This window comes from Pseudomonas sp. OV226 (assembly GCF_003148705.1).
Lineage (GTDB): Bacteria > Pseudomonadota > Gammaproteobacteria > Pseudomonadales > Pseudomonadaceae > Aquipseudomonas.
The window spans coordinates 297,631-323,314 of sequence record NZ_QGGS01000004.1 but is presented as its reverse complement, the minus strand read 5'-3'; the positions used below and the strand labels follow the sequence as shown (position 1 = coordinate 323,314).

The following is a 25,684-nucleotide window of genomic DNA, read 5'->3' as shown; positions in this document are numbered from 1 at the left end:
TTCCCACGCAGAGCGTGGGAACGATCAGTAACCCAAATCCCCTGTGGCTTCATGCCAACCAAGGGGATTTGCGGATGATCTCGACAAAGTTCATCGGCTTGAACCCCGCCTCGCTGTCGACCAGCACATCGGCGTTCACCGTGCCGAACGTGGTATCCGGCTTGTGTTTGAAGCCGTTGGCGAACGCACACAGGATGCATTCCTTGAAGCCTTCACCCCGTGGATGCGCATGCACCACCGCCTCACGCTGCACGGTGGAAAACGCCGCGTAGTCGATGCCCAGCACATCCATTTCAACCCCGGCGGTCACCAGCGCCACATTCGGGCGCAAGTGTTGCGGCACACCCGGTGTGGTGTGCAGCGCAATCGACAGCCAGACTTGCTCGATATCGTCGTCGCTCAACCCGTAAGGCTTGAGGAATGCCTTGGCGGCATTGGCGCTGTCGACTTCAAAACGTTCGTCATCGCTGCGATGTCCTTCCACCAGGCCCAGGTCATGGAACATCGCGCCGACGTACAGCAACTCCGGATCGTAGGCCAGTTGCTTGCGTTCACCGCTCAACGCACCGAACAGAAACACCCGGCGCGAGTGGTGATACAGCAAGTCGGACTCGACATCGCGGATGTATTCGGTGGTGGCCTTGGCCAATGCGCTGTCGGGAATGTTGATACCGGCAATGATGCTGCTCATGGGTGCTGTCCTCGTGGGCAACGCCGTGGCGGCGCTGATGGAACAAGTCTGTTGCGTCACCCAAAACCGGACAATCGATCCATGGCTGCGATCCTTGCCAATGAACCTGCATATCGCGCCAACCTCGCTTGTTGCGCGTGGATTGGCTAAGTTTGATGCAGATAATCGAATCACAAACGGCGCCTGTAGCAGCTGCCTCGCAGGCTCGGCAGCTGCTACAGGTCTTGCGGTGTAATCAAAGTATTGAGGGCGTTTCCCGCCATGAGTAAAACCGTAGCCATCGTGGTTTTTGCCGGGGTTCAGTCCCTGGACGTTACCGGTCCCATGGATGTGTTTTGCGAGGCCAACCGCTTCCTCGAACCGCAAGACCATTACCGGTTGGAGGTGATCGGTGTCGAGCATGGGATGATGCCGTGTTCCAACGGTTTGTCGCTCAATGCTCACCGGCATTTCAGCGACGCGCTTGAGGCGTATGACCTGCTGCTGGTGGCCGGCGGCCCGCAATTACCATTCCTGGATTTCGGTGCGGTGTTCGATGCCTGGTTGCGTGGTGCCTGCGGGCGGGCGCAACGTTTTGGTTCGATCTGCAATGGCGCGTTCATGCTGGCGCGGGCCGGCCTGCTTGATGGGCGGACCGTGACCACCCATTGGAGCGATGCTGCCGCGTTGGCACAGTTGTGCCCGTCGACCCGGGTCGAGGCGGATCGCTTGTACGTGCAGGACGGCGAGCTCTACACCTCGGCCGGGGTCACGGCGGGGATTGATCTGTCGTTGTACCTGCTGGCCAGGGATCACGGGCCGGAAGTCGCGCTGCACGTGGCCAAGCGTCTGGTGGTATTCACGCAGCGCTCAGGCGGGCAATCGCAGTTCAGCCCGTTCCTCACGCCCCACGCCGAACCCACGTCGGCGGTGGCGCTGGTTCAGCTCTACGTGCTGGCGAACCTCACCGGCGACCTGACCCTCGCTGACCTGGCGAATGCGGCCAACATGAGCACCCGCAACTTTTCCCGTGTGTTTGCCAAGGAAGCCAAAATCACCCCGGCGGAATTTGTCGAACAGGCGAGGGTGGACGCGGCGCGGGTGCTGTTGGAAAGCACCCATTCGCCACTGAAAACCGTGGCCTACCAATGTGGGTTTCGCGATGCCCAGCACATGCGCAGCGTGTTCAACCGCCGATTGGGGGTAACGCCACAGCAGTTCCGGCTGAATTTTTCTGCGATGGTTTGAGCAGGCATTTCTGTCGTTTGTGAGGGCCTCATCGCGGGCAAGCCCGCTCCCACATTGGACCGCGTTCGAGCGGACAACTCAGTCACTTGTGGGAGCGGGCTTGCCCGCGATGACGGCAGCCGAAACAACAAAAATCTACGGCGCAGCCCGCGCCGGCAAGAACTTCAACGTGCTGCGCGTATTGGCCGTGACTTCTTCATCGTTGAAGTGCGCCTCGTAATAAACCCCTTCGACATACGCCTCCGCCTGGTCATCGTAGTGGCTGTCGAACGGCACACCACTCTGGCCGACCGGGTTGATGGTCAGGCTGTGGGCCGGGTCGGCAAAGTCGACCAGGCGTCGCGTCGACGGGCCGTAAGTCACCGGCCACGGCGCCGGGCCGATTTTGGCCGAGAGGTTGTTCGGCACTTCATGCGTGCCGGGTGCCGCAAACGGCCCGACGTTGTAGATAAGGTCCAACGGCTTCTGCATGCCCAGTGGATGGCCGTGCGTCAGGGTGTGCGCCTTGCCCCACTGCCATTGAGCCGAATCCGCACCCAGCGTTGTCTTGAGGTGGGTGATGCTCGCTTGCCAGGCCACCTTGACCGTATCGGCGCGGGTTTCCTTGCCGAGGGTGTTGCGGTTGTCCCACCACGGCGAATCAGGCGTAGCGGCCAGACGTGGCAGCGCGGCGTCGATCACCCGGGTCGAGAGCAAAGTGTCGAAGAAATCATTGCCCAGTTCATCGTGCATCGTCGCGTCAGCCAGGTTGAACAGGAACTGGTTGAACAGCGTCGCGCTGGTCGAATCCAGCGGGTAATCGCCTTTCCACTGCGCCAGTTGTTCCACCAGTTTCAGTTCGGCGGGATCGCTGACGACTTCACGCAGTACCGGCAACAACGGCGCCAATAGACGCGGGCCGTAAGCCGTGGTGGTGCCCAGTTGCAGCTTCTGGCTGGCGTCGATGTCCCACTTCACGTTCTTGTCACTGAGCTGGCGATTGAGCTGCTGGCCGCGATCGGCAAGGTTGTAGTAACCGGGGATCTCCATGCCGGTCGGCGATAGCGGCTGGAAGTTGGCTGAGACGATATAGCCGCGTGGCGGGTTCTCTTCCTGCGGGTTGGCGCTGAACGGGTAAAAGCCGTCCTTGTCCGCCTGATTGGTGCTGCCGTCGAGGATGAAGCCGGGTTTCACCCCGGTCGGGCGTTTGGGCAGCAGAGCCGCCGCCCACCAGCCGATGTCGCCCTTGGCGTTGGCGTAGACAATGTTCAACCCCGGCGCCTGAACCTTGGCGGCGGCGGCGCGTGCCTTGGCCAGCGTGTCGGCGCGGTTGAGCTGGTAGAAACCTTCGAGAATCGGGTTTGGCGTTTCAAGGAACGCCCACCACATGGCCACCGGCGTCTTGCCTGCCGCGGTGCCGAGTGCATCATTGATGATCGGGCCATGGGGCGATTGACGCAGGGTCAGCGTGACCGGCTCCTGGCCCTTCACGGCAATTTTCTGTTCGGTGTTGACCATGTCCACCCACTTGCCGCGATACCAGACCTGGTTAGGGTTGTCCGGGTTGATCTTCTCGGCGATCAGGTCCAGATCGTCGTTCTGGAACATGGTCAGGCTCCAGCCGAAGTCCAGGTTGTGGCCGAGAAAGGCAAACGGCACCAAGGCCTGATGGTGGCCGTACAGCTCAAAGCCCGGCGCCGAGAGTTGTGCCTCGTACCAGACTGCGGGCACTGAAAAGCGAATATGCGGGTCGCCCGCCAGCAGCGGTTTGGCGCTTTTGGTGCGGTTGCCGGAAATCACCCAGGCGTTGCTGCCTTCGAATTGGGGCAGGCCATTGTCGGCCAGCGCTTGTTCGCTCAGGCGGGCGAGGGCGTTCAGGTCTTTCCAGTCACTGGCTGTCAGTGTCAGGGCAGGTTTGGAATGCCCCTTGGCCAATACGCCTTTGGGCTGCCAGTCGAGGTCGAAGATGTTCAGGTAGTCGGCGCCCAATTGGTCGCGCACGAACGTCAGCAAAGGTTCGGTGCGGAACGCCGCGGCAAAGCTGTATGCCATGTAGCCGGCGACGCTGATGCTGTCTTGCGCCGTGAACGGACGCTTGTGGATGCCCAGCACGTCGAACTCGGCGGGTGCGGCGTGAGTGTCCTGATATTGATTGATGCCATCCAGGTACGCTTCCAGCGCCTTCCATGCCGGCGACTGCCGATCCAGCGACGCCACGTAGCTGTCGGCCCGCTCACGAATGCGCAGGCTGCGGAAGAGTTTGTCGGTCTCGATCAGTTTCGGGCCGAGGATTTCGGCCAGTTCACCCCGGGCCAGGCGCCGCATGGCTTCCATCTGGAACAAGCGGTCCTGGGCTTGCACATAGCCGAGGGTGCGGTAGAGGTCGGCTTCGTTTTCCGCGCGGATATGCGGCACGCCACGCTCGTCGTAACGCACGGTCACCGAACCTTGCAGGCCTTGCAGTTCGACCAGGCCCTGACGCGACGGCTGTTTGCTGTACACATACCCGCCGACTCCGATGGCGAGCACGACAATCAGCAAGGCAAGTACGGTCAGGACGCGTTTCATGGTGACTCCTTGTTCTTATAGGTTTGCCGCCCGTGTGGGCTGCCAACATGTAGCACAGACCTTCCGTGGCGGGCATCGCGGTCCTGCAAAAGTCAGGAATGCCTTACTTCACTTCAACGGGCCATGGGCAGTAACAACCGATGGCCAGCGTATGGGTAGCGTTCACCGCGCGACCTTCGCTCAGTGCTTGCAGAATGGGTTCGATGAAGCTGTTGTTCGAATTGCAGGTCAGGCCTTCGCTGTACGGGCCGAAGTAGGCCAGTTTGCCGTTGCGGTCCCAGATCGCCACGGCCGGGCTGGCGGGAATCTGTTCGGAGCCCGGCAGGACGGTAATGGTTTTCAGGCTGCTCAGTGTGGCGGGTAACTGGCCATGGCTGCCGGGTTTTTGCACTGCATAAAACTCGACGCCCTGCGGTACATAGCGCTCGACCAGTTCGCTCAGGTGTTGTTGATTGCCGACGTTGCACGGGCAGGCCGGGTCCCAGAAGTGCACCAGCCGGATGGCGCCGGGGCCGGCGAGGTCGTCGGGCAGGCGCAGCGGGTCACCGGAAAATACCGCGGTGTGTTCGCTGAAGGCTCGCAAGTAGCGTCCTTGAAACCAGTCATACGCGGCCCACAGGATGCCGGCGCACACGAGGGCGAGCAGGCTGGCAAGCAGTGTGGTGCGATAGGCCGGGCGCATGGGTTTCAATCCTCGAAGGTCGGCTAGCTTGCCATGCTTGCCGCGACAGATGAATATCGCAGGCCTATAAAGTCTGTTTACCGCTCTGGAATCGTTCATGTCAGCGACGTTTGCCCCCGATCATTTACGCGCCAGCCTGCGGCCATTGGCCGAAGGGCAGCCGTTGTCGACCGAGGCCATGGCGTATCAGCGTTTTTATGGCCTGGATTTTCCGGGGCGTACGCTGCGTGGGGGGCTGGGGCGTTTCGAGGTCGATGGCTATGAATTGGTCAGCCAGTTCTGGTGGCCGGAGCGGGCGAAGGCGACGTTGTTCATGTTCCACGGTTTCTACGATCACACCGGACTCTACCGCCATGTGATCGAGTGGGCGCTGGACCAGGGGTTTGCCGTAATCGCCTGCGACCTGCCGGGGCATGGTCTGTCCAGTGGCGAGCGGGCGAGCATCAAGGCATTCGCCGAGTATCAGCACACGCTAGAAGGGTTGTTCGCCGAGGCCTTGTCCATCGATCTGCCGCAGCCGTGGCACCTGTGCGGGCAAAGCACGGGTGGGGCGATCGTGATTGATCATGTACTCAATCAAGGCTCTAACAGTCCCGCTCAAGGGCAGGTGATTCTGTTGTCACCCCTGGTCAGGCCTCGCGCCTGGGGTTGGTCCAAACTCAGTTATTACCTGCTCAAGCCTTTCGTCAAAGCCATCGCCCGGCGCTTCAGCGAGAACTCCAACGATCCTGATTTCTTGCCGTTCCTGCAGGCTGATCCTTTGCAGCCGTTACGCCTGCCCACGGCCTGGGTGGGGGCATTGGCGCGCTGGATCAAGCAGATCGAAGCCGCACCCAACAGCCCGCGCAGGCCGCTGATCGTGCAGGGGCAGGCAGACATGACGGTGGATTGGGAGCATAACCTTGGGGTGTTGAAGGCCAAGTTCGACCGGCCTCAGGTGTTGATGTTGCCAGAGGCGCGGCATCATCTGGCGAATGAGACGCTGGTGTTGCGGCAGGAGTATTTCGGGTTTTTGACCAAGCGGATCAAAGGCCGGAATTCATAGCGGCCGTTTTGGCCCCATCGCGGGCAAGTCGATCAGACAGCAAAAATCATTGGCTGAGGTTCGAAGTATTCTGCCCCACCGCCAACCCCGCCCGAATTGCCGCCAGTGCGGCCTGGTAATAGGCCTGGCCCTCGGTGGACTCGGCAAACGTGGCGAATTCTTCCAGTTCGTCATCCGACAGGTCGCGATACACGTAGAGCAGCGTGTTGTTCAGGTCGCTGCCGATCTGTTCCATCAAACGCTGACGCTGACCGTTCAACATCATCTGCGCCTGACCACCGCCCAACAGGCCGGGAATCATTGAACTCAGGCTGTCGGCCGCGACACCGGCAATGGCCAGGCTCACTTCAGCGCCCGCCTCGCGAGCGGGCAGGGCCTGGGCCAGGTGGCCGATGATCAATTGACGGCTATCGCTGGCCTGAACCTTGGGCAGGCCCTTGGCGTTTTTTGCCAGTTGATCACGACGGGTGGCCAGCAGTTCGGCGGCTACGACTTTTTTGCCCAAGGGCGATTGAAAGAAGGCCAATGCCGGTTTGGGATCAGCGAGGCTCTTGCGCAATTGCGCTTCGGCACGCTGATCGACGGACTGGGGAGCGAAACGCTGATTGCTGTTATTCACCAGCGCCTGAAACACGGCCGGTGGCAGGCTGCTTTCGTAGCGTTGTTGTGCGGCCGTGAGCGCGTCGTTGAAATGCGCACGTTGGTCTGGCCAGCCGGCGACTTTATACAACTGGTCGTGGCCGTCTGCCCAAGCGGGCAAAGCACAGAGCATCAACAGTGAAAAAAGCAAACGGCGCATAGGGACTCCTGTCGGCAGGCGACTATTCTCCGTGTGGCACCCGTACTTGTCGAGAATTCGTATCAACCCGCTGCGTGGCTCTGTCGGATTTTCAAGCACAGGAATACTATGCGCGGCATGCAAATACCCTCTGATCACCCGCTGCTGTTACGTATCGTTGATGACCTGGCTGCACATGGCTGGTCGCAGCAGAATATTTTCCTGCCTCTGGATCTGACCCGGGCGTTGGCGGCTGAGTGCCGTAAACGTGCAGCCGAGGGTGAACTGGCCCCGGCCGCCGTGGGCCGAGGCCCGTCATCGGAAGTTCGCGAGGGGATTCGTGGTGACCACATCCAGTGGATCGATCCGGGCCAGGCCGAAGCCTGCGACAGCTACCTGGCGTTGATGGACAGCCTGCGTGAAGCACTGAACCGCGGCTTGTTCCTGGGGCTGGAAGATTTCGAAAGCCACTTCGCGATGTACCCACCCGGCGCGTTTTACCTCAAACACGTCGACCGTTTCCGCGATGACGACCGGCGCATGGTGTCGGCCGTGGTGTATCTCAATGACGGCTGGCTGCCTGAACACGGTGGTCAGTTGCGCATGTACCTCGACGACGACCGCGCCTACGACGTGCAACCTATCGGCGGTTGCCTGGTGGTCTTCCTCTCGGGCGAAGTGCCCCACGAAGTCCTGCCCGCCACCCGGGATCGCCTGTCGTTGACCGGCTGGTTCCGGCGTCGGGGTAACGAGCCGTTCTGATCATGCAAAAGATTCTGGTAAGCCGCTGCCTGCTGGGCCATCGCGTTCGTTACGACGGCGGGGCGAGTGGGCCATTTGATCAGCTTCAGCAATGGCTGGATGAGGGCCGGGTCGTACCGCTGTGCCCCGAGGTGGCCGGCGGTTTGCCGACGCCGCGGGCCGCGGCGGAAATCCCGGGCGGGCAGGGCGGTGAAGTGCTTGATGGCCACGCCAGTGTGATCACCACCGAAGGCGCGGATGTCAGTGCCGAGTTTCTGTCGGGGGCGTATCAGGCGCTGGCACTGGTGCAACAGCATGGCATCCGCATCGCTGTGCTCAAGGCCAACAGCCCGTCCTGCGGGAATTTGCTGACGTATGACGGGACGTTCAGCGGCGTAAAGGTCAGTGGCGAGGGTGTGACGGCGGCGCTGCTCAAGCGCCATGGCGTGCAAGTCTTCAGCGAGCTGGAGTTGCCGCAAGCTGATGCCGCACTGAGCTCTCTCGACTGACACCCCCCCCCTTTGTAGGCGCGAGCAGGCTCACTCTTGCAGGGGTTAGTCATTTACCCTCTGTCAGGGCTTGGGCGACACACTCGCATCCGCCGTAAACCACTTCTTCTCCAGCGCCGCCATCCGGCCATCGTCCTTGATCCGTTGCAGCGCGTTTTCCAGGCTGGCGTGAAACGCCGGGTTACCTTTCTGAAACGGAATCGCCAGGCTCACGGGTGCGGCGGCTTTCGGTTTCGCATCAGTCAACGACTGCACCAGCAACATTGAGCGCGGTTCTTCTTTCTGCGCGATCAATTGCGTGGTGGTTTGAACGTAAGGTTCGCTGAAATCGAAACGATCCGAGAGCGCCGAGGTCACTGTAATGTGATTGATGGCGATGTCGTACTTGCCGCTTTCAACGCCAGTCAGCAGATCGCCCGAATCGGTGACGACGAAGTCGGCCCGTACATCGAGCTCGTTGGCCAGCAGTTGACCCAGCTCGACTTCGAAGCCGGTGAGCTTGCCTTCATCCTTGAAGTTGAAGGGCGGTGTATTCGCTTCAAGAGCGATGCGCAGTTCGCCGCGGTCGTTCACGTCGTCAATCAGTTCGGCATGAGCCAAAGGGCTCAAAAGGGGTAGCAGACAGATCAGGCCAGGCAAAAAGCGCATGGTCACTCCTTTGAATTTATTATCGCGACCCTCTGGTTCAGGTTCGCTTTGCTATGGTTGTCGAGTGCCTTCGACAACGATTGACCATGAAGTTGTATTGGTCACGCGGATTTTACGGAAAAACAGGAGAAGAGAATGAAAACCTTTATGTCACGTGCTGCTTTGGCTGGCCTGCTGATGGGTGTTTCGGTGTTGGCCAGTGCTGCTACACCGGCGCCCAAGGGGGCTGAAGTATCCATCGTTTCTCCTGAAGACGGGGCGACGGTGCCGCAGACTGTCGTCGTCAAGTTCGCGGTCGAGAACGTTGCGCTGGCGCCTGCGGGTGATACCACCAAGAACACCGGCCATCACCACTTGCTGATCGATGTCGATGAACTGCCAGCCGCCGGTGCGGCGATCCCCAAAGATGACAACCACAAACATTTCGGCAAAGCCGAGACCCAGGCTGAAATAACGCTGACGCCGGGCAAGCACACCTTGCAGCTGGAACTGGGCGACAGCAACCACATACCGTTCGATCCGCCGATCGTGTCGAAAAAGATCACCGTCAACGTGAAGTAACCTGCTCGGTATAAAGAACCGCGCCCATGAAAAAGGAGACCACTAGGTCTCCTTTTTTTGTCGCTCAAGTCGCTATCAGAACAACACGCGGCAACGAATGGTGCCGTTGATGTGCTGCAGCTTCTCTTGCGCCAGGTCCGAGTACTCGGCGTCGACGTCGATTACCACGTAGCCGACTTTCTCGTTGGTCTGCAGGAACTGACCGGAGATGTTGATGCCGTTTTCGGCGAAAACCTTGTTGATCTCGCTGAGCACGCCCGGAATGTTTTCGTGGATGTGCAGCAGACGGTGCTTGCCAGGGTGAGCCGGCAGGGCCACTTCCGGGAAGTTCACGGACGATACCGACGTACCGTTGTCGCTGTACTTGACCAGTTTCTCTGCCACTTCCAGGCCGATGTTGGCCTGGGCTTCAGCGGTGGAGCCACCGATGTGCGGGGTCAGGATCACATTGTCCAGGCCGCGCAGCGGGCTTTCGAACTCTTCGTCGTTGGAGCGAGGCTCCACCGGGAACACGTCGATGGCCGCGCCGATCAGGTGCTTGTCCTTGATGGCGGCAGCCAGGTGGTCCAGCTCGACCACGGTGCCGCGAGCGGCGTTGATCAGGATGCCGCCTTTCTTGATCGCGCGGATTTCCTTCTCGCCCATCATCCACTGGGTGGCGGCGGTTTCCGGAACGTGCAGCGAGACGATGTCGGACATCGCCAGCAGCTCGTGCAGGTTGCCTACCTGAGTGGCGTTGCCCAACGGCAGCTTGGTGATGGTGTCGTAGAAGTACACCTGCATGCCCAGGCCTTCAGCCAGGACCGACAGTTGCGTACCGATCGAACCGTAACCGACGATACCCAGCTTCTTGCCGCGGATTTCGAAGGAGTTGGCCGCGCTCTTGATCCAGCCGCCACGGTGGCAGGAAGCGTTCTTCTCAGGGATGCCGCGCAGCAACAGGATCGCTTCGGCCAGCACCAGCTCGGCTACGGAGCGAGTGTTGGAGTACGGTGCGTTGAACACCGCGATGCCGCGTTCGCGAGCCGCGTTCAGGTCAACCTGATTGGTGCCGATGCAGAAACACCCTACAGCCACGAGCTTCTTCGCGTGATCGAAGATCTCTTCGGTCAGTTGCGTGCGGGAGCGAATGCCGATGAAGTGCGCATCAGCAATCTTTTCCTTCAGCTGGGCTTCCGGCAGAGAACCGGTGAGGTACTCAATGCTGGTGTAGCCCGCCGCCTTGAGGACGTCGACAGCCGATTGGTGGACGCCTTCGAGAAGAAGGAACTTGATCTTGCTCTTATCGAGAGAAGTCTTGCTCATCTGCGTAAACCTGTATCCCGGAGAAAAATGGCAGGAAATGGTCAACAGATGCTGACCCGGACGGCAAGAAAGCCGTCGCCGCAGAACAGCCGTTGGGCACTATCCTGCGGGGTCGATATGCTAGCATAGGCGCCCCGCTAAACACTCATTCCTGCGACGTGAAGCGTTCTCAGGATGACCATGAATTGTTCGAGAGTTCTGTCGATGACCAATCCTGCCCTGATTGATGAGCTGAAGACCCTGGTTGAGCCTGGCAAGGTGCTGACCGATGCCGACTCCCTGAATGCTTATGGTAAGGATTGGACCAAGCATTTCGCCCCGGCCCCGACGGCCATCGTGTTTCCCAAGACCACCGAACAGGTCCAGGCCATTGTCCTGTGGGCCAATAAACACAAGGTGGCGCTGGTGCCGTCCGGTGGTCGTACCGGGTTGTCTGCCGCTGCCGTGGCGGCCAATGGCGAAGTCGTTGTGTCCTTCGACTATATGAACCAGATTCTTGACGTGAACCTCACTGACCGCACGGCCGTATGTCAGCCAGGCGTGGTCACTGAGCATTTGCAGAACGTCGCCGAAGAAAAAGGCCTGTACTACCCGGTGGACTTCGCTTCGGCAGGTTCCAGCCAAATTGGCGGCAATATCGGCACCAATGCCGGCGGGATCAAGGTCATTCGCTATGGCATGACCCGTAACTGGGTAGCCGGCATGAAAGTCGTGACCGGCAAGGGTGATGTGCTGGAGCTGAACCGCGACCTGATCAAGAACGCCACTGGCTACGACATGCGCCAGCTGTTCATCGGCGCTGAAGGCACCCTGGGTTTTGTGGTCGAAGCGACCATGCGCCTGGACCGTGCGCCGAAAAACCTGACCGCGATGGTCCTCGGTACTGCCGATTTCGACGCGATCATGCCGGTATTGCACGCGTTCCAAAGCAAGCTCGACCTGACGGCCTTCGAATTCTTCTCCGATAAAGCGCTGGCCAAAGTCATGGGCCGCGGCGATGTGCCGGCGCCTTTCGAAACTGATTGCCCGTTCTACGCGTTGCTCGAATTCGAAGCGACCACCGAAGAAGTGGCCAACCACGCCCTGGAAACCTTCGAGCACTGCGTCGAGCAGGGCTGGGTACTGGACGGCGTGATGAGCCAGAGCGAAACCCAGCTGCAGAACCTGTGGAAGCTGCGCGAATACATCTCCGAAACCATTTCCCACTGGACGCCGTACAAAAACGACATTTCGGTCACTGTGTCGAAAGTCCCGGCGTTCCTGAAGGAAATCGACGCGATCGTCGGCGAACACTACCCGGACTTCGAAATCGTCTGGTTCGGCCACATTGGCGACGGCAACCTGCACTTGAACATCCTCAAGCCGGATAACCTGAGCAAGGACGAGTTCTTCGCCAAGTGCGCAACCGTCAACAAGTGGGTGTTCGAAACCGTCGAGAAGTACAACGGCTCGATCTCCGCCGAGCACGGCGTGGGCATGACCAAGCGTGATTACTTGACCTACAGCCGCTCGCCGGTTGAGATCGAGTACATGAAAGCCGTCAAAGCGGTGTTCGACCCGAACGGCATCATGAACCCGGGCAAGATCTTCGCTGTTTGATTTTCGAACGTTAAGAGCACGAATCAGGAGTCGGTAATGAGCTATCAGCACCAGTATGTCGACGGCACGCGTATTCACTTCCCGCTGGGGAAAGTGGTGTGCATTGGCCGTAACTATGCCGAACACGCCAAGGAACTGGACAACCCGGTGCCTACCGAGCCGTTGCTGTTCATCAAACCGGGCAGTTGCGTGGTGCCGCTGGACGGCGGTTTCAGCATTCCGACCGAGCGTGGCTCGGTGCATTACGAGGCGGAAATCGCTGTATTGATCGGCAAGTCGTTGTCGACCAAGCCGAGCCGTGAGGAAGTGCTGGACGCCATCTCCGGTTTCGCGCCGGCCCTGGACCTGACGCTGCGCGACAAACAGGCCGAGCTGAAATCCAAGGGCCTGCCTTGGGAAATCGCCAAGTCCTTCGATGGCGCGGCGGTGATCGCGCCGTTCGTGTCCGGCAGTACCTTTGCGGACCTGGCCGACATCGGCATCCGCCTGACCATCAATGGCGAAGTGCGCCAGGACGGCAACAGCAGCGCAATGCTCAACCCGATCGTGCCGATGATCCAGCACATGGCCGGTTGCTTTTCGCTGCAGGCCGGTGACGTGATCCTGACCGGCACGCCAGTGGGCGTTGGTCCGCTGAATGTCGGTGACGAGATCGTCCTGGAACTGCCTGGCGCGAGCCGCTTCACCAGCAGCGTTCGCTAACCCAAACACCGCAAACCCCCGTAGGAGCCGAGCTTGCTCGCGATGGCGTCAGCACATTCAACCTGGATGTTGAATGAACGACCGCTATCGCGAGCAAGCTCGGCTCCTACAAGGGTTTTGTGGTTGGCCGCCGTAGGGCCTTCCTGTCATTTGCCGATTTTTTCACATGTTCTCTGGATAATTCCGGGGCGTTCGGCGTCTGAGCCGGCCCCAATTGTGCTATTACCCCTAGCCTGAATTTCTGGAACGCATTCCCCGATGGCCACTCCTCCGCTTTCCACGTTTAAACCTGCCCGCCGCTCGCGCTTCGCGCTGCGTTGGTATACCTGGCTACTGTTGGTGGCCGTTGTCGCCTACGGCGTCGCCTTTGCCATGCATTGGGATGCGCGAGGCGTGCTCTGGGTGAAAGAGCAATTCAAGAGCCCGGCCGAGCGCCAGGCCAGTATCTGGCTTCCGGACTACCGGGCAGTGATCGATGCCAAGCCGTTGCCGGGCATGGAAAAGGACGAAGCATCGGACCTGTCTTACGATCCCCAGACCAAGACCCTGTTTTCGGTCATGGGCAAGAACCCGTTCTTGGTCGAATTGAACCTGCAGGGCGATGTGTTGCGCAAAATGCCGTTGGTCGGCTGGAGCAACCCTGAAGGCGTCACCGTGCTGGGCGATGGTCGGTTGGCCATTGTCGATGAGCGCGAGCATCTGATCGCTATCGTCAAGGTTGACGCCGACACCCGCGAACTGAACATCGCCGACTTCCCGAAATACGACCTCGGCCCTTCCAAAGACCAGAACAAGGCCTTCGAGGGTGTCACCTGGGATCCGCGCAATCAGCAACTGGTGCTGGGCGAAGAGCGTCCGCCGGCCTTGTTTACCTGGAAAGGTGACGGCAAGGTCCTGACCGGTGACAAGCTGAAACTGGCCAGTCATGCGCTGGATATGCGCAACCTGTCGGCACTGGCCATCGACCCGCGGACCGGCCACATGCTGGTGCTGTCCGCCGATTCGCACCTGTTGCTGGAGCTGGACAAGAAGGGTGAACAGGTCAGTTTCATTACGCTGCTGCGTGGCTTCAACGGCCTGAAGAACACCATTCCCCGGGCCGAAGGCGTGACCATGGACGAAGCGGGCACCTTGTACATGGTGAGTGAGCCGAACCTGTTCTACCGCTTCGAAAAGCAGAAATAAGCGCCGCAAACCCGCAGTTGTGGTCGCAGGCTACGGGCCATTAAGCTTGAATTCATACGGGCGTGATATTTCATCCGCCCGTTTTGTTTTCGAGCTGGCCTGAATGCAACGACTTGCCCGTCCCAAACCCCTTGTCCTGATCCTGACGGTGATTGCCCTGATCGCGCTGGTTGCGATCGGCCAATACATGCGCTTGTTCGAGCGTGGCTGGTTCAACCTGCAGACCCTTTGGCAGCCGCAGAGCAGCGAATCCATCGGCCTGGATCAATACCGGGTGGAAATCGAAGCACGGGTGATCGACGGTCTGGACGATAACGTCTCGGCGCTGACGTTTGATCCGGTGCGCAAAAGCCTGTTCACGGTGACCAACAAAAACTCTGAGCTGATCGAGCTGTCGCTTGAGGGCAAGGTCCTGCGGCGGGTGGCGTTGATTGGCTTCGGCGACCCGGAAGCGGTGGAGTTCATCAGCGCCGACACCTACGTGATCACCGATGAGAGCCAGCAGCGGCTGATCAAGATTCATCTGGAGCAGGACACCACTTTCCTCGACGGGGCGGATGCCGAACAGATGGTCCTTGGCGTGCACATGGGCAGTAACAAGGGGTTTGAAGGGTTGGCGTACGATTCGGTGGGCAAGCGCCTGTTCGTCGCCAAGGAGCGCGACCCGATGCTGATCTACGAAGTGCAGGGCTTTGCGCATTACAACCCGGAGAAATCCTACGCCGTGCACGTGGTGAACAACCCCAAGCGCGATGCAGGGATGTTCGTGCGGGACTTGTCGAGCTTGCAATACGACGAGCGCAGCGGTCATCTGTTGGCGCTGTCTGACGAGTCGCACTTGATTCTGGAGCTGGATGTGGATGGGCGACCGCTGAGCACCCTGTCATTGATCAAGGGGCGCCAGGGTTTGCAAAAAACCGTGCCGCAAGCGGAAGGCATCGCGATGGATGACGAGGGTACGATGTACCTCGTCAGCGAGCCCAATCTGTTCTACGTCTTCAAAAAACCAGCGCAACCCTAAAAACACCCCAAAACCACTGTGGGAGACATGCACAGATTGTGTGTGTGCCACAAAACACTGTAGGAGCCGAGCTTGCTCGCGATAGCGGTGCATCAGTCGACAGAGATGTTGAATGATGCACCGCTATCGCGAGCAAGCTCGGCTCCTACAGGTTTTGCGTTGTAAATGGCTTACTCGGCGCGCAGGGTTTTCACGCCTTCGCTGGTGCCCAGCAACAGCAAGTCCGCCGGGCGTGCCGCGAACAAACCATTGGTGACCACGCCAACAATGGCGTTGATCTGACGTTCCAGTTCTACCGGGTTGGTGATCTGCATGTTGAACACATCAAGGATGATGTTGCCGTTGTCGGTCAGCACGCCTTCGCGGTAAACCGGGTCGCCGCCCAGTTTCACCAGTTCGCGGGCCACGTGGCTGCGGGCCATCGGGATGACTTCGACCGGCAGCGGGAACGCGCCGAGCACTGGCACCAGTTTGCTGGCGTCGGCGATGCAGATGAACGTCTTGGCCACGGCCGCCACGATCTTCTCGCGGGTCAGGGCCGCGCCACCGCCCTTGATCAGGTTCAGGTGCTCATCGCTTTCATCGGCGCCGTCGACGTAAAACTCCAGGTCGCTGACCGTGTTCAGCTCATACACCGGAATTCCGTGGCCCTTGAGGCGGGCGGCGGTGGCTTCGGAGCTGGCAACAGCGCCGTCGAACGCACCTTTGTGCTTGGCCAGGGCATCGATGAAGCAGTTGGCGGTGGAGCCGGTGCCGACCCCGACGATGCTCTTGTCGTCGAGTTTCGGGAGGATGAAGTCGACGGCGGCCTGAGCCACTGCCTGTTTGAGTTGATCCTGGTTCATGCGGGCTCCGAGATGCCGGGGAGGGAACGAAAGGCCGGCATTATAGCCCTAAGCGGGGCTAAAACCGCTGTATTCGTGTGGTCGTACAGCTGAAAGCCGGGTTAGACTCCGTGGTCCTGCCCAACCCGCTCAGTGATGCTTTCCGATGCTCGAACAGTACGTCAAAAAGATCCTCACCTCGCGCGTTTATGACGTTGCCGTAGAAACCCCATTGCAGACAGCCCGCCAGCTCACCGAGCGGCTGGGCAACACGATCTGGCTCAAGCGTGAAGACTTGCAGCCGGTGTTCTCGTTCAAGATTCGCGGCGCTTACAACAAGCTGACCCAGTTGAGCGACGAAGAGCGTGCGCGCGGCGTCGTGACGGCTTCGGCGGGTAACCATGCGCAAGGCCTGGCCCTGGCGGCGAAAGTGCTGGGCGTCAAAGCCACCATCGTCATGCCCAAGACCACCCCGGAAATCAAAGTCGAAGGCGTGCGTTCGCGCGGCGGCAAAGTGGTGCTGCACGGGGATTCGTTCCCGGAAGCCCTGGCCTACTCGCTGAAACTGGTCGACGAAAAAGGCTACGTCTACATCCATCCTTACGACGATCCCCACACTATTGCCGGGCAGGGCACCGTGGCCATGGAGATTCTGCGTCAGCACCCGCAGCCACTGGACGCGATCTTCGTTCCGGTGGGCGGTGGCGGGCTTATCGCCGGCATTGCGGCGTACGTGAAGTACCTGCGCCCGGACATCAAAGTCATCGGCGTCGAACCGGACGATTCCAACTGCCTGCAAGCCGCCATGGCGGCGGGTGAGCGCGTGGTATTGCCGACCGTGGGCCTCTTCGCCGACGGCGTTGCGGTGGCACAGATCGGCCAGCACACCTTCGACATCTGCAAAGACTATGTCGATGAAGTGATCACCGTCAGCACCGACGAGATCTGTGCGGCAATCAAGGATATCTACGACGATACCCGCTCGATCACCGAGCCTGCGGGCGCGCTGGGCGTGGCCGGGATCAAGAAGTATGTCGAGCAGCGCGGTGTCAGCGGCCAGACCTTCGTGGCCATCGACTCCGGCGCTAACGTCAACTTCGACCGCTTGCGCCATGTCGCCGAACGCGCCGAGCTGGGCGAAGGTCGTGAAGCAATCATCGCCGTGACCATCCCCGAGAAACCGGGCAGCTTCAAGGCGTTTTGCGAAGCCATCGGCAAACGCCAGATCACCGAATTCAATTACCGCTACAACACTGGCAGCGAAGCGCACATCTTCGTTGGCGTGCAGACGCACCCGGAAACCGACCCGCGCAGTGCGCTGATTGCCAGCCTCGGCGAACAGGGCTTCCCGGTGCTGGACCTGACCGACAACGAACTGGCCAAGCTGCACATTCGCCACATGGTCGGCGGTCGAGCGGCCCACGTTGTTGATGAAGTGATCCTGCGCTTCGAATTCCCGGAGCGTCCGGGGGCGTTGTTCAATTTCCTCAACAAGTTGGGCGGGCGCTGGAACATCTCGATGTTCCACTACCGCAACCATGGTGCGGCGGACGGCCGAGTAGTCGCGGGCCTGCAAGTACCGCACGACGAACGTCATCTGGTGCCGGCCGCGCTGGAAGAAATCGGTTACCCGTACTGGGATGAAAGCGACAACCCGGCCTATAAGCTGTTTCTGGGCTGAACGGCTACGCTGATGGGCAGGCCATAAGGAAATCGAACAATGGAAACGTTATCTGCCCTGAAAGCGGCGCACATGGTCGCAACGGTTGTGTTGCTGATCAGCGCACTGGGCCTGGGCGTCTGGGTTTTACTTGCGCGGCGCAAGGGTGACGCGACGGCGGGAAGCCGCACCTTGCAACGGCCAAGGGTGTTTGTCTGGCTGCTGATGGGCCTGGCGCTGCTGAGCATGCCGGTTACAGGCTGGTGCATGGTGCATCTGGTGGGTTGGCCGCTGGGGCAGACGTGGTTGCTGGCCTCCAGCGTGCTGTACACCGTGGCGGCGCTGGCGTGGTTCTGGTTGCTGGTGCGGCTGAACAAACTGCGCAAGGCGCCGGGTAGCGTCGGTAAATTTACCTTTGCGTTGGCGTTGTTCAGTTTTGTCTGTTTTGTGGCCATTGCGGGGTTGATGGGAGCCAAACCCATCTAAGGCAGTCTCTGTAGCAGCTGCCGAGGTACGAGGCTGCGATGGGCTGCGAAGCTGCCCTTGAGGACGGCCCTGCGGACCGCAACGCAGCCTCGTGCCTCGGCAGCTGCTACAGATGTAATCAGAGGCGCAGACTGATCACCGGCCAGCCACGCTTCTGGGCTTCGGCACGCAGATTCGGATCAGGATCAACCGCGATCGGGTGGGTTACCTGCTCCAGCAACGGCAAATCATTCATCGAGTCGCTATAGAAGTAGCTGCCTTCCAGTGAATGCCCGGTCTCGTCCAGCCAACGATTCAAGCGCGTTACCTTGCCTTCACGGAAGCACGGTACGTCGGTACTGCGCCCGGTGTAGCGGCCATCGACCATCTCGCACTCGGTGGCGATCAAGGTTTCAACGCCCAGGCGCTGGGCAATCGGCCCGGTGACGAAGCGGTTGGTCGCGGTGATGATCACCAGTTTGTCGCCGGCGTCGCGGTGCTTGGCCAGCAGTTCGAGGGCCTTGGGCAACATGATCGGTTCGATGCAGTCGCGCATGTAGTCGCTGTGCCACTGATCGAGCACGGTCATCTCGGTGCGGCCGAGGACTTCCAGGCAGAAGTTCAGGTAGGCGGCGTTATCCAGCTTGCCGGCCAGGTAATCCTGATAGAACTCGTCGTTGCGAGTCTTGTAGGCGACGGCGTCGAGGAAGCCGCGTTCGCACAGGTAATCGCCCCAGGCGTGGTCACTGTCGCCGCCCAGAAGAGTGTTGTCCAAGTCGAATAAAGCCAGGCGCATTGCAGTTACTCGCTGAAAAGTCTGTAGAAAGGCGCCCAGAATACGGACTTTTCACAAGAGTGCACATAAGGTTGGCCGGCTCGTTGCTGCCTTCACAACCTTTGTGGAACAATGCGGCGACATGCGTTTGCGAGGTTGTTGCCGTGATCGACCCCGATGGTTTCCGCCCCAATGTCGGGATCATTCTCACGAATGATGCCGGACAGGTGCTATGGGCTCGCCGTATCAATCAAGATGCCTGGCAGTTTCCACAGGGAGGGATCAACCCCCAGGAGACGCCGGAAGACGCCTTGTACCGCGAGTTGAACGAAGAAGTGGGTCTGGAGCGCGAAGATGTTGAAATTCTCGCCTGCACCCGGGGCTGGTTGCGCTATCGTTTGCCGCAACGTCTGGTCCGTACCCACAGCCAACCGCTGTGCATCGGCCAGAAACAGAAATGGTTTCTCCTGCGCCTGATCTCCAACGAGCAGCGGGTGCGGATGGATTTGACCGGTAAACCGGAGTTCGATGGCTGGCGCTGGGTCAGCTATTGGTATCCGTTGGGCCAGGTGGTGACATTCAAGCGCGAGGTGTATCGACGCGCTCTCAAAGAGCTTGCCCCGCGCCTTTTAACGCGCGACTGACGACGGAGTTCGACCCCGAGCCATGCTCAATACGCTGCGCAAGATCGTCCAGGAAGTTAACTCCGCCAAGGATCTCAAGGCGGCGTTGGGGATTATTGTGTTGCGCGTCAAAGAGGCCATGGGCAGCCAGGTCTGCTCGGTCTACCTGCTTGACCCCGAGACCAACCGCTTCGTGCTGATGGCTACCGAGGGCTTGAACAAGCGCTCGATCGGCAAAGTCAGCATGGCACCCAACGAAGGTCTGGTTGGCCTGGTCGGTACGCGCGAAGAACCCCTGAACCTCGAAAACGCTGCGGACCACCCGCGCTACCGCTACTTCGCCGAGACCGGTGAAGAGCGCTTCGCTTCATTCCTCGGGGCGCCGATCATTCACCACCGCCGGGTCGTCGGCGTGTTGGTCATCCAGCAAAAAGAACGCCGCCAGTTCGATGAGGGTGAAGAAGCCTTCCTCGTGACCATGAGCGCGCAACTGGCTGGCGTTATCGCCCACGCCGAGGCCACCGGGTCGATCCGTGGCCTGGGCCGTCAGGGCAAAGGCATCCAGGAAGCCAAGTTTGTCGGCGTGCCGGGTTCGCCAGGTGCAGCGGTCGGTACGGCGGTGGTCATGCTGCCGCCCGCCGATCTGGACGTGGTGCCGGACAAGACTATTGTCGACATCGACGCCGAACTCGGGCTGTTCAAGACCGCCATCGAAGGCGTGCGCGCCGATATGCGCACGCTGTCGGCCAAGCTCGCGACACAATTGCGCCCGGAAGAGCGCGCCTTGTTCGACGTCTACCTGATGATGCTCGACGACGCCGCGCTGGGCAGCGAAGTGACCACCGTCATCAAGACCGGTCAGTGGGCCCAGGGCGCACTGCGTCAAGTGGTCACCGATCACGTCAACCGTTTCGAATTGATGGACGACGCCTACCTGCGTGAGCGTGCCTCGGACGTCAAGGACCTCGGTCGCCGCCTGCTCGCCTATTTGCAGGAAGAGCGTCAGCAAACCCTGGTTTATCCCGACAACACCATTCTGGTCAGCGAAGAACTGACGCCGGCCATGCTCGGCGAGGTGCCGGAAGGCAAGCTGGCCGGTCTGGTGTCGGTACTCGGTTCCGGTAACTCCCACGTCGCGATCCTGGCGCGAGCCATGGGTATCCCGACGGTGATGGGCCTGGTCGACTTGCCGTACTCGAAAGTCGACGGCATCCAGATGATCGTCGACGGCTACCACGGCGAGGTCTACACCAACCCCAGCGATGTACTGCGCAAGCAGTTCGCCGAAGTGGTCGAGGAAGAGAAGCAACTGGCCCTTGGGCTGGATGCACTGCGCGACTTGCCGTGCGTGACCCTCGATGGTCACCGCATGCCGTTGTGGGTCAATACCGGTTTGCTGGCGGACGTGGCGCGGGCGCAGAAGCGTGGCGCTGAAGGCGTGGGTCTGTACCGCACCGAAGTGCCGTTCATGATCAACCAGCGTTTCCCGAGCGAAAAGGAACAACTGGCGATCTACCGCGAGCAGCTCGCCGCGTTTCACCCGCAACCGGTGACCATGCGCAGCCTCGACATCGGCGGCGACAAGGCCTTGTCGTACTTCCCGATCAAGGAAGACAACCCGTTCCTGGGCTGGCGCGGGATTCGCGTCACCCTCGACCACCCGGAAATTTTCCTGGTCCAGACCCGCGCCATGCTCAAGGCCAGCGAAGGCTTGAACAACTTGCGGATTCTGCTGCCGATGATCTCCGGCACCCACGAACTCGAAGAAGCCTTGCACCTGATCCACCGGGCGTGGGGCGAAGTGCGCGACGAAGGCACCGATGTGCCGATGCCGCCGATTGGCGTGATGATCGAGATTCCGGCGGCGGTGTATCAGACCAAGGAACTGGCGCGGCAAGTGGACTTCCTGTCGGTCGGCTCCAACGACCTGACTCAGTACCTGTTGGCCGTCGACCGCAACAACCCGCGGGTGGCCGACCTTTACGACTACCTGCACCCGGCGGTGCTCCAGGCCTTGCAGAACGTGGTGCGTGACGCCCATGCCGAAGGCAAGCCTGTGAGTATCTGCGGTGAGATGGCCGGTGACCCGGCGGCGGCGGTGCTGTTGATGGCGATGGGCTTCGACAGCCTGTCGATGAACGCCACCAACTTGCCGAAAGTGAAGTGGATGCTGCGCCAGATCAACCTGAGCAAGGCCAAGGAATTGCTGGCCGAGCTGATGACCATCGACAACCCGCAAGTTATCCACAGCTCGCTGCAACTGGCGCTGAAAAACCTCGGGTTGGCGCGGATGATCAATCCAGCGGCGATCAAGCCCCTCTAATTCTGCGGCGGCCCCATCGAGGGCAAGCCATGCTCCTACGGATTTGTGTCGTGCAGCCACAGACCTGTAGGAGCAAGGCTTGCCGTCCAGCCAACACAAAACTAAAGCCTGATCTCCACTTCCCCAAGATGCCCGCCATACGGCCCGAAACTCCGTTCGACCAGATGCCGCGAGCCATCCGCCTGCACAATCAACGCCGTGCTCGCCCGGGTCCCGTAGCTTTGGCTGGCAATAAACACACTCGACAACAACGTCTCGGTCGCCAGCCCCACCCCTGTATCCGGCAGCTCGGCAAATGGCGCAGTCTGCGAATCGCTCAACAGCGCCAATAGTGCTTGAGGTTGTGGGTCTTCCAGCACCTCACTCAATGCCGCCTTGGCCTTGAGCAACTTCGGCCAGGGCGTATCCAGCCCGGCGTTGGATAACCCATACACCCCAGGCACCAGCATCACGGCCTCGGATTCCCGGGCATTGAAGTGCCAGAGCTCATTGCCATTGCCGACCAGCAGGTTAAATCCGCCATATTCCGGCGAGCGGGCGACAACGTCGGCTAAATAGTCGTCAATCGGCAGCTCCCCGGTGAGAAACCGCGCCACCAGTTCACCGCGAGACTTGCGTCCGGGTGGTCGGTGCGGATCACGAATATTGGTCAGCGCCGCAAAGCGCCCATTGGCGCCGACACCGAGCCAGGTGCCGCCGGCCTCCAGGTCGCGACCGGCATGAACGTGCGCAGCTTCTGGCCATTGCGCCAAGGGCAGGCTGGGGCGCGCGTAGAACTCGTCGCGGTTGGCCGCCACGATCAGCGGCTGGGCGTGACCCGGTCGCCAGGCGAAAACAATCAGGCACATAAGGTGGTCCTTGTGTGTTTTTTGCTCACTCTACGCAGACATCGCACGGGTATCCATCGCCATCCAGTGGAGCCTTGGGCCCCGCATCCGTTACTATGCCGGTGCTTTTTTGAGAAGCGTACAAGGAAGGTCATGGAATTTCTGCTCTATCTGGCGCTGGGCGCCTGCGCAGGCGTGCTGGCCGGGCTGTTCGGGGTCGGCGGCGGGATCATTATCGTCCCCGTGCTGGTATTCAGTTTCACCTTGCAGGGCTTCGATGCATCGATTCTGACCCATCTGGCGGTCGGTACCTCCCTGGCGACGATTATCTTTACCTCGGTCAACGCCGTGCGCGAACACCATCGTCGTGGCGCGGTGCGTTGGCCGATTTTCGTCTGGATGACCGTGGGCATTTTGATGGGCGCCGGTTTCGGCGCACTGACGGCCGAAGCGATCTCCGGTCCGAATTTGCAGAAAATCATCGGTGTGTTCGCCCTGGTCATCGCCGCGCAACTGGCGCTGGACGTCAAGCCCAAGGCCAGCCGCACGGTGCCGGGCAAACTCGGTCTGACCATGGCCGGCAGTGTGATTGGCTGGGCCTCGGCGATTTTCGGGATTGGCGGCGGCTCCTTGACCGTGCCGTTCCTGACCTGGCGCAGTGTGCCGATGCAACAGGCCGTGGCCACATCGTCGGCCTGCGGTCTGCCGATCGCATTGGCCAGTGCGTTAAGTTTCATGATCCTGGGCTGGCACGATCCGTTGCTGCCGGCCCATAGTCTCGGTTTTATTTATTTGCCGGCACTGTTGGGCATTGCCCTGACCAGCATGGTCTTCGCCCGTATCGGCGCGCGACTGGCCCACAGGCTGTCGCCGAAGTTGCTGAAAAGACTGTTTGCCGCTTTGCTGTTCTGCGTCGGCCTGAGTTTCTTGCTCTGACGACCCGCGCAATCCTGACTTAATCCTGAGGTGGCAGCGTCGCCCGGGAATTTTGGTTTCAACTCTAACGAGGAGTCGCAATGCTGCCTTACCCGCAGATCGACCCGGTGGCCCTGGCCATCGGTCCGCTGAAAATCCACTGGTACGGCTTGATGTACCTGATCGGCATTGGCGGCGCCTGGCTGCTGGCGTCCCGTCGGATGAACCGTTTCGACCCGACCTGGACCAAGGAGAAGCTCTCCGACATGGTCTTCTGGATGTCGATGGGTGTCATTGTCGGTGGCCGTTTGGGGTATGTGCTGTTCTACGATCTGCACGCGTACCTGGCCAACCCGGCGCTGATTTTTGAAGTGTGGAAGGGCGGCATGTCGTTCCACGGCGGGTTCATCGGCGTGATGCTGGCGGCGTTGTGGTTTGGTAAAAAGAACAACAAGTCGTTCTTCCAGCTGATGGATTTCGTCGCGCCGATGGTGCCGATCGGCCTGGGCGCCGGGCGTATCGGCAACTTCATCAACGCCGAATTGTGGGGCAAGCCGACCGACGTGCCGTGGGCAATGATCTTCCCGCCGTTCAGCGATCCGTCGCAGTTGCCGCGCCATCCGTCGCAGCTGTACCAGTTCGCGCTGGAAGGCGTGGCACTGTTCCTCATCCTCTGGTTGTTCTCGCGCAAGCCGCGGCCGACCATGGCGGTGTCCGGGATGTTCGCGCTGTTCTATGGCATCTTCCGTTTCATCGTCGAATTCGTCCGCGTACCGGACGCGCAACTGGGCTATCTGGCCTGGAACTGGCTGACCATGGGCCAAGTGCTCTGCGTGCCGATGATTGTCGGCGGCCTGTTCCTGATCTGGCTGGCGTATCACCGTGCCCCGGCGACGCCAGCAGCAGCCGTATAAATTCGAACCCCGGGGGCAACGGTCTCCGGGTTCAAGGACACAGGTAACTCATGAAGCAATATCTCGAACTGGTCGCCCACGTCATCAAGAACGGCACCAAGCAAGCCAACCGCACGGGCGTGAACACCATCAGCTTTCCGGGTGCGATGCTGCGCTATGACCTCAAGGAAGGTTTCCCGGCGATCACCACGCGCAAGATGGCTTTCAAATCGGCCATCGGCGAGATGTGCGGTTTTCTGCGTGGCGTTAACAACGCCGCCGAATTCCGCGCGTTGGGCTGCAAGGTCTGGGACCAGAACGCCAACGAAAATGCGCAGTGGCTGGCCAACCCGTTCCGCCAGGGCGAAGACGACCTCGGCGAAATCTACGGTGTGCAATGGCGCAAATGGCCAGCGTACAAACAGATCCCGGTCAGCAATAAGGCCGCTATCGAACAGACATTGGGCCAAGGCTACCGCCAGATCGCTGAAGGCGAAGAAGACGGCCAGGCTTACGTCGTGCTGTACAAGGCGATTGACCAGATTCGTCAGTGCGTCGACACCATCATCAAAGACCCGGGCAGCCGCCGCATTCTGTTCCACGGCTGGAACGTTGCCCAGCTCGATGAAATGGCCCTGCCGCCGTGCCATCTGCTGTACCAGTTCCACCCGAATGTCGAGACCAAGGAGATTTCCCTGACCCTCTACATCCGTTCCAACGACCTAGGCCTCGGTACGCCGTTCAACCTCACCGAAGGCGCGGCGCTGCTGAGCCTGATCGGTCGCCTGACCGGCTACACGCCGCGCTGGTTCACCTATTTCATCGGCGACGCGCACGTCTACGAGAACCATTTGGACATGCTCAATGAACAGCTCAAGCGTGAGCCGTTCCCGATGCCGAAACTGGTGATCAGCGACCGTGTGCCGGAGTTTGCCAAGACTGGCGTTTATCAGCCGGAGTGGCTGGAGCTGATCGAACCGAGCGATTTCTCGCTGGAAGGTTACGAGCACCACGCGCCGATGACCGCGCCGATGGCGGTTTAATAGATGGGCGGATAGATTTTTATATTAGAAAAAGGTCTATCTGGCTGTCATTTTTGACAGTGGGCGAACGAATGCTAGGGTGTTTGAATGGCCAT

The 25,684-nt window shown here is 60.2% G+C and carries 25 protein-coding genes; 16 read left to right on the top strand and 9 right to left on the bottom strand.

The window, feature by feature from the left end:
• Window positions 1–49: 49 nt before the first annotated feature.
• Window positions 50–691, bottom strand: coding sequence for an HD domain-containing protein (locus C7534_RS10055; protein WP_109785672.1), 642 nt, complete (start codon window positions 689–691; stop codon window positions 50–52).
• A gap of 261 nt (window positions 692–952) precedes the next feature.
• Here C7534_RS10055 and C7534_RS10050 point away from each other — a divergent pair, with 261 nt between their 5' ends.
• Entirely contained in the window at window positions 953–1,918 is a 966-nt protein-coding gene (locus C7534_RS10050; protein ID WP_109785671.1) for a GlxA family transcriptional regulator, read from the top strand.
• Window positions 1,919–2,053: 135 nt separating this feature from the next.
• On the opposite strand, the gene C7534_RS10045 is transcribed toward C7534_RS10050, so the two are convergent.
• Together C7534_RS10045 and C7534_RS10040 are read right to left on the bottom strand one after the other, a co-directional pair.
• Complete coding sequence (locus C7534_RS10045; RefSeq protein WP_109785670.1) at window positions 2,054–4,465, bottom strand: penicillin acylase family protein; 2,412 nt, start codon at window positions 4,463–4,465, stop codon at window positions 2,054–2,056.
• Between the two features lie 103 nt (window positions 4,466–4,568).
• Complete coding sequence (locus tag C7534_RS10040; RefSeq protein WP_109785669.1) at window positions 4,569–5,147, bottom strand: DUF6436 domain-containing protein; 579 nt, start codon at window positions 5,145–5,147, stop codon at window positions 4,569–4,571.
• Between the two features lie 97 nt (window positions 5,148–5,244).
• On the opposite strand from C7534_RS10040, the gene C7534_RS10035 reads away from it, so the two are divergent.
• On the top strand, window positions 5,245–6,192 hold the full coding sequence (locus C7534_RS10035) for an alpha/beta hydrolase (RefSeq protein WP_109785668.1): 948 nt from the start codon (window positions 5,245–5,247) through the stop codon (window positions 6,190–6,192).
• Between the two features lie 46 nt (window positions 6,193–6,238).
• Here the strand turns inward: C7534_RS10035 and C7534_RS10030 are convergent, their stop codons facing one another.
• Window positions 6,239–6,991: a DUF2059 domain-containing protein gene (locus C7534_RS10030; protein ID WP_046032301.1), complete on the bottom strand. Its 753-nt coding sequence runs from the start codon at window positions 6,989–6,991 to the stop codon at window positions 6,239–6,241.
• A 108-nt stretch (window positions 6,992–7,099) separates the two neighbouring features.
• Between C7534_RS10030 and C7534_RS10025 the strand changes: the two genes are divergently transcribed.
• Window positions 7,100–7,732: a 2OG-Fe(II) oxygenase gene (locus C7534_RS10025; RefSeq protein ID WP_046032302.1), complete on the top strand. Its 633-nt coding sequence runs from the start codon at window positions 7,100–7,102 to the stop codon at window positions 7,730–7,732.
• Window positions 7,733–7,734: 2 nt separating this feature from the next.
• Entirely contained in the window at window positions 7,735–8,220 is a 486-nt protein-coding gene (locus C7534_RS10020; protein ID WP_109785667.1) for a DUF523 domain-containing protein, read from the top strand.
• Between the two features lie 63 nt (window positions 8,221–8,283).
• Here the strand turns inward: C7534_RS10020 and C7534_RS10015 are convergent, their stop codons facing one another.
• Window positions 8,284–8,868: a transporter substrate-binding domain-containing protein gene (locus tag C7534_RS10015; protein ID WP_109785666.1), complete on the bottom strand. Its 585-nt coding sequence runs from the start codon at window positions 8,866–8,868 to the stop codon at window positions 8,284–8,286.
• 135 nt (window positions 8,869–9,003) lie between these two features.
• Between C7534_RS10015 and C7534_RS10010 the strand changes: the two genes are divergently transcribed.
• Window positions 9,004–9,429 carry a DUF4399 domain-containing protein gene (locus C7534_RS10010; RefSeq protein ID WP_109785665.1) on the top strand — a complete coding sequence of 142 codons (426 nt, stop codon included), beginning with the start codon at window positions 9,004–9,006 and terminating at the stop codon, window positions 9,427–9,429.
• Between the two features lie 75 nt (window positions 9,430–9,504).
• On the opposite strand, the gene serA is transcribed toward C7534_RS10010, so the two are convergent.
• On the bottom strand, window positions 9,505–10,734 hold the full coding sequence (gene serA / locus C7534_RS10005; RefSeq protein ID WP_046032306.1) for a phosphoglycerate dehydrogenase: 1,230 nt from the start codon (window positions 10,732–10,734) through the stop codon (window positions 9,505–9,507).
• A 204-nt stretch (window positions 10,735–10,938) separates the two neighbouring features.
• On the opposite strand from serA, the gene C7534_RS09995 reads away from it, so the two are divergent.
• The 4 genes from C7534_RS09995 to C7534_RS09980 all read left to right on the top strand — a co-directional run bounded on the left by C7534_RS09995 (window position 10,939) and on the right by C7534_RS09980 (window position 15,241).
• On the top strand, window positions 10,939–12,333 hold the full coding sequence (locus C7534_RS09995) for an FAD-binding oxidoreductase (protein ID WP_046032307.1): 1,395 nt from the start codon (window positions 10,939–10,941) through the stop codon (window positions 12,331–12,333).
• A gap of 36 nt (window positions 12,334–12,369) precedes the next feature.
• Entirely contained in the window at window positions 12,370–13,035 is a 666-nt protein-coding gene (locus C7534_RS09990) for a fumarylacetoacetate hydrolase family protein (RefSeq protein WP_046032308.1), read from the top strand.
• A 258-nt stretch (window positions 13,036–13,293) separates the two neighbouring features.
• Entirely contained in the window at window positions 13,294–14,220 is a 927-nt protein-coding gene (locus tag C7534_RS09985; RefSeq protein WP_046032309.1) for an SdiA-regulated domain-containing protein, read from the top strand.
• A 103-nt stretch (window positions 14,221–14,323) separates the two neighbouring features.
• The gene (locus C7534_RS09980) at window positions 14,324–15,241 is read left to right on the top strand and encodes an SdiA-regulated domain-containing protein (RefSeq protein ID WP_109785664.1); all 918 of its coding nucleotides are present in this window, start codon (window positions 14,324–14,326) and stop codon (window positions 15,239–15,241) included.
• Window positions 15,242–15,411: 170 nt separating this feature from the next.
• Here C7534_RS09980 and rpiA read toward each other — a convergent pair whose 3' ends face one another.
• Window positions 15,412–16,086, bottom strand: a complete 675-nt coding sequence (rpiA, locus tag C7534_RS09975; protein ID WP_046032311.1) for a ribose-5-phosphate isomerase RpiA — start codon at window positions 16,084–16,086, stop codon at window positions 15,412–15,414.
• 145 nt (window positions 16,087–16,231) lie between these two features.
• Here rpiA and ilvA point away from each other — a divergent pair, with 145 nt between their 5' ends.
• Together ilvA and C7534_RS09965 are read left to right on the top strand one after the other, a co-directional pair.
• The gene (ilvA, locus tag C7534_RS09970; RefSeq protein WP_046032312.1) at window positions 16,232–17,746 is read left to right on the top strand and encodes a threonine ammonia-lyase, biosynthetic; all 1,515 of its coding nucleotides are present in this window, start codon (window positions 16,232–16,234) and stop codon (window positions 17,744–17,746) included.
• A gap of 39 nt (window positions 17,747–17,785) precedes the next feature.
• Window positions 17,786–18,211, top strand: coding sequence for a DUF2269 domain-containing protein (locus C7534_RS09965; protein ID WP_109785663.1), 426 nt, complete (start codon window positions 17,786–17,788; stop codon window positions 18,209–18,211).
• A 118-nt stretch (window positions 18,212–18,329) separates the two neighbouring features.
• Here the strand turns inward: C7534_RS09965 and C7534_RS09960 are convergent, their stop codons facing one another.
• Window positions 18,330–18,986 (bottom strand): HAD family hydrolase, encoded by a 657-nt coding sequence (locus C7534_RS09960; RefSeq protein WP_109785662.1) that lies wholly within the window; start codon window positions 18,984–18,986, stop codon window positions 18,330–18,332.
• Between the two features lie 143 nt (window positions 18,987–19,129).
• On the opposite strand from C7534_RS09960, the gene C7534_RS09955 reads away from it, so the two are divergent.
• Both C7534_RS09955 and ptsP read left to right on the top strand, forming a co-directional pair.
• Window positions 19,130–19,609 carry an RNA pyrophosphohydrolase gene (locus C7534_RS09955; RefSeq protein WP_007945562.1) on the top strand — a complete coding sequence of 160 codons (480 nt, stop codon included), beginning with the start codon at window positions 19,130–19,132 and terminating at the stop codon, window positions 19,607–19,609.
• Between the two features lie 22 nt (window positions 19,610–19,631).
• Window positions 19,632–21,911, top strand: coding sequence for a phosphoenolpyruvate--protein phosphotransferase (ptsP, locus tag C7534_RS09950; RefSeq protein ID WP_046032315.1), 2,280 nt, complete (start codon window positions 19,632–19,634; stop codon window positions 21,909–21,911).
• Window positions 21,912–22,012: 101 nt separating this feature from the next.
• Here ptsP and C7534_RS09945 read toward each other — a convergent pair whose 3' ends face one another.
• A complete protein-coding gene (locus tag C7534_RS09945; protein ID WP_046032316.1) occupies window positions 22,013–22,759 on the bottom strand; it encodes an NRDE family protein in 747 nt (248 codons plus the stop codon).
• Window positions 22,760–22,891: 132 nt separating this feature from the next.
• Here C7534_RS09945 and C7534_RS09940 point away from each other — a divergent pair, with 132 nt between their 5' ends.
• The 3 genes from C7534_RS09940 (at window position 22,892) to C7534_RS09930 (ending at window position 25,589) form a co-directional block, all read left to right on the top strand.
• The gene (locus C7534_RS09940; protein WP_109785661.1) at window positions 22,892–23,674 is read left to right on the top strand and encodes a sulfite exporter TauE/SafE family protein; all 783 of its coding nucleotides are present in this window, start codon (window positions 22,892–22,894) and stop codon (window positions 23,672–23,674) included.
• 80 nt (window positions 23,675–23,754) lie between these two features.
• Entirely contained in the window at window positions 23,755–24,567 is an 813-nt protein-coding gene (gene lgt / locus C7534_RS09935; RefSeq protein WP_046032318.1) for a prolipoprotein diacylglyceryl transferase, read from the top strand.
• Between the two features lie 50 nt (window positions 24,568–24,617).
• Window positions 24,618–25,589, top strand: coding sequence for a thymidylate synthase (locus C7534_RS09930; protein ID WP_046032319.1), 972 nt, complete (start codon window positions 24,618–24,620; stop codon window positions 25,587–25,589).
• The last annotated feature ends 95 nt before the right edge of the window (window positions 25,590–25,684 follow it).

Coding starts and splice junctions, on each gene's coding strand:
- C7534_RS09990 (WP_046032308.1), top strand. CDS start 12,370: ATGAGCTATCAGCACCAGTATGTCGACGGCACGCGTATTCACTTCCCG.
- C7534_RS09930 (WP_046032319.1), top strand. CDS start 24,618: ATGAAGCAATATCTCGAACTGGTCGCCCACGTCATCAAGAACGGCACC.
- C7534_RS10020 (WP_109785667.1), top strand. CDS start 7,735: ATGCAAAAGATTCTGGTAAGCCGCTGCCTGCTGGGCCATCGCGTTCGT.
- C7534_RS10030 (WP_046032301.1), bottom strand. CDS start 6,991: ATGCGCCGTTTGCTTTTTTCACTGTTGATGCTCTGTGCTTTGCCCGCT.
- C7534_RS09980 (WP_109785664.1), top strand. CDS start 14,324: ATGCAACGACTTGCCCGTCCCAAACCCCTTGTCCTGATCCTGACGGTG.
- C7534_RS10045 (WP_109785670.1), bottom strand. CDS start 4,465: ATGAAACGCGTCCTGACCGTACTTGCCTTGCTGATTGTCGTGCTCGCC.
- C7534_RS09940 (WP_109785661.1), top strand. CDS start 22,892: ATGGAATTTCTGCTCTATCTGGCGCTGGGCGCCTGCGCAGGCGTGCTG.
- C7534_RS09960 (WP_109785662.1), bottom strand. CDS start 18,986: ATGCGCCTGGCTTTATTCGACTTGGACAACACTCTTCTGGGCGGCGAC.
- ptsP (WP_046032315.1), top strand. CDS start 19,632: ATGCTCAATACGCTGCGCAAGATCGTCCAGGAAGTTAACTCCGCCAAG.
- rpiA (WP_046032311.1), bottom strand. CDS start 16,086: ATGAACCAGGATCAACTCAAACAGGCAGTGGCTCAGGCCGCCGTCGAC.
- C7534_RS09995 (WP_046032307.1), top strand. CDS start 10,939: ATGACCAATCCTGCCCTGATTGATGAGCTGAAGACCCTGGTTGAGCCT.
- C7534_RS10010 (WP_109785665.1), top strand. CDS start 9,004: ATGAAAACCTTTATGTCACGTGCTGCTTTGGCTGGCCTGCTGATGGGT.
- C7534_RS09985 (WP_046032309.1), top strand. CDS start 13,294: ATGGCCACTCCTCCGCTTTCCACGTTTAAACCTGCCCGCCGCTCGCGC.
- C7534_RS10015 (WP_109785666.1), bottom strand. CDS start 8,868: ATGCGCTTTTTGCCTGGCCTGATCTGTCTGCTACCCCTTTTGAGCCCT.
- lgt (WP_046032318.1), top strand. CDS start 23,755: ATGCTGCCTTACCCGCAGATCGACCCGGTGGCCCTGGCCATCGGTCCG.
- C7534_RS10040 (WP_109785669.1), bottom strand. CDS start 5,147: ATGCGCCCGGCCTATCGCACCACACTGCTTGCCAGCCTGCTCGCCCTC.
- ilvA (WP_046032312.1), top strand. CDS start 16,232: ATGCTCGAACAGTACGTCAAAAAGATCCTCACCTCGCGCGTTTATGAC.
- C7534_RS09965 (WP_109785663.1), top strand. CDS start 17,786: ATGGAAACGTTATCTGCCCTGAAAGCGGCGCACATGGTCGCAACGGTT.
- C7534_RS10055 (WP_109785672.1), bottom strand. CDS start 691: ATGAGCAGCATCATTGCCGGTATCAACATTCCCGACAGCGCATTGGCC.
- C7534_RS10025 (WP_046032302.1), top strand. CDS start 7,100: ATGCGCGGCATGCAAATACCCTCTGATCACCCGCTGCTGTTACGTATC.
- C7534_RS09945 (WP_046032316.1), bottom strand. CDS start 22,759: ATGTGCCTGATTGTTTTCGCCTGGCGACCGGGTCACGCCCAGCCGCTG.
- C7534_RS10050 (WP_109785671.1), top strand. CDS start 953: ATGAGTAAAACCGTAGCCATCGTGGTTTTTGCCGGGGTTCAGTCCCTG.
- serA (WP_046032306.1), bottom strand. CDS start 10,734: ATGAGCAAGACTTCTCTCGATAAGAGCAAGATCAAGTTCCTTCTTCTC.
- C7534_RS10035 (WP_109785668.1), top strand. CDS start 5,245: ATGTCAGCGACGTTTGCCCCCGATCATTTACGCGCCAGCCTGCGGCCA.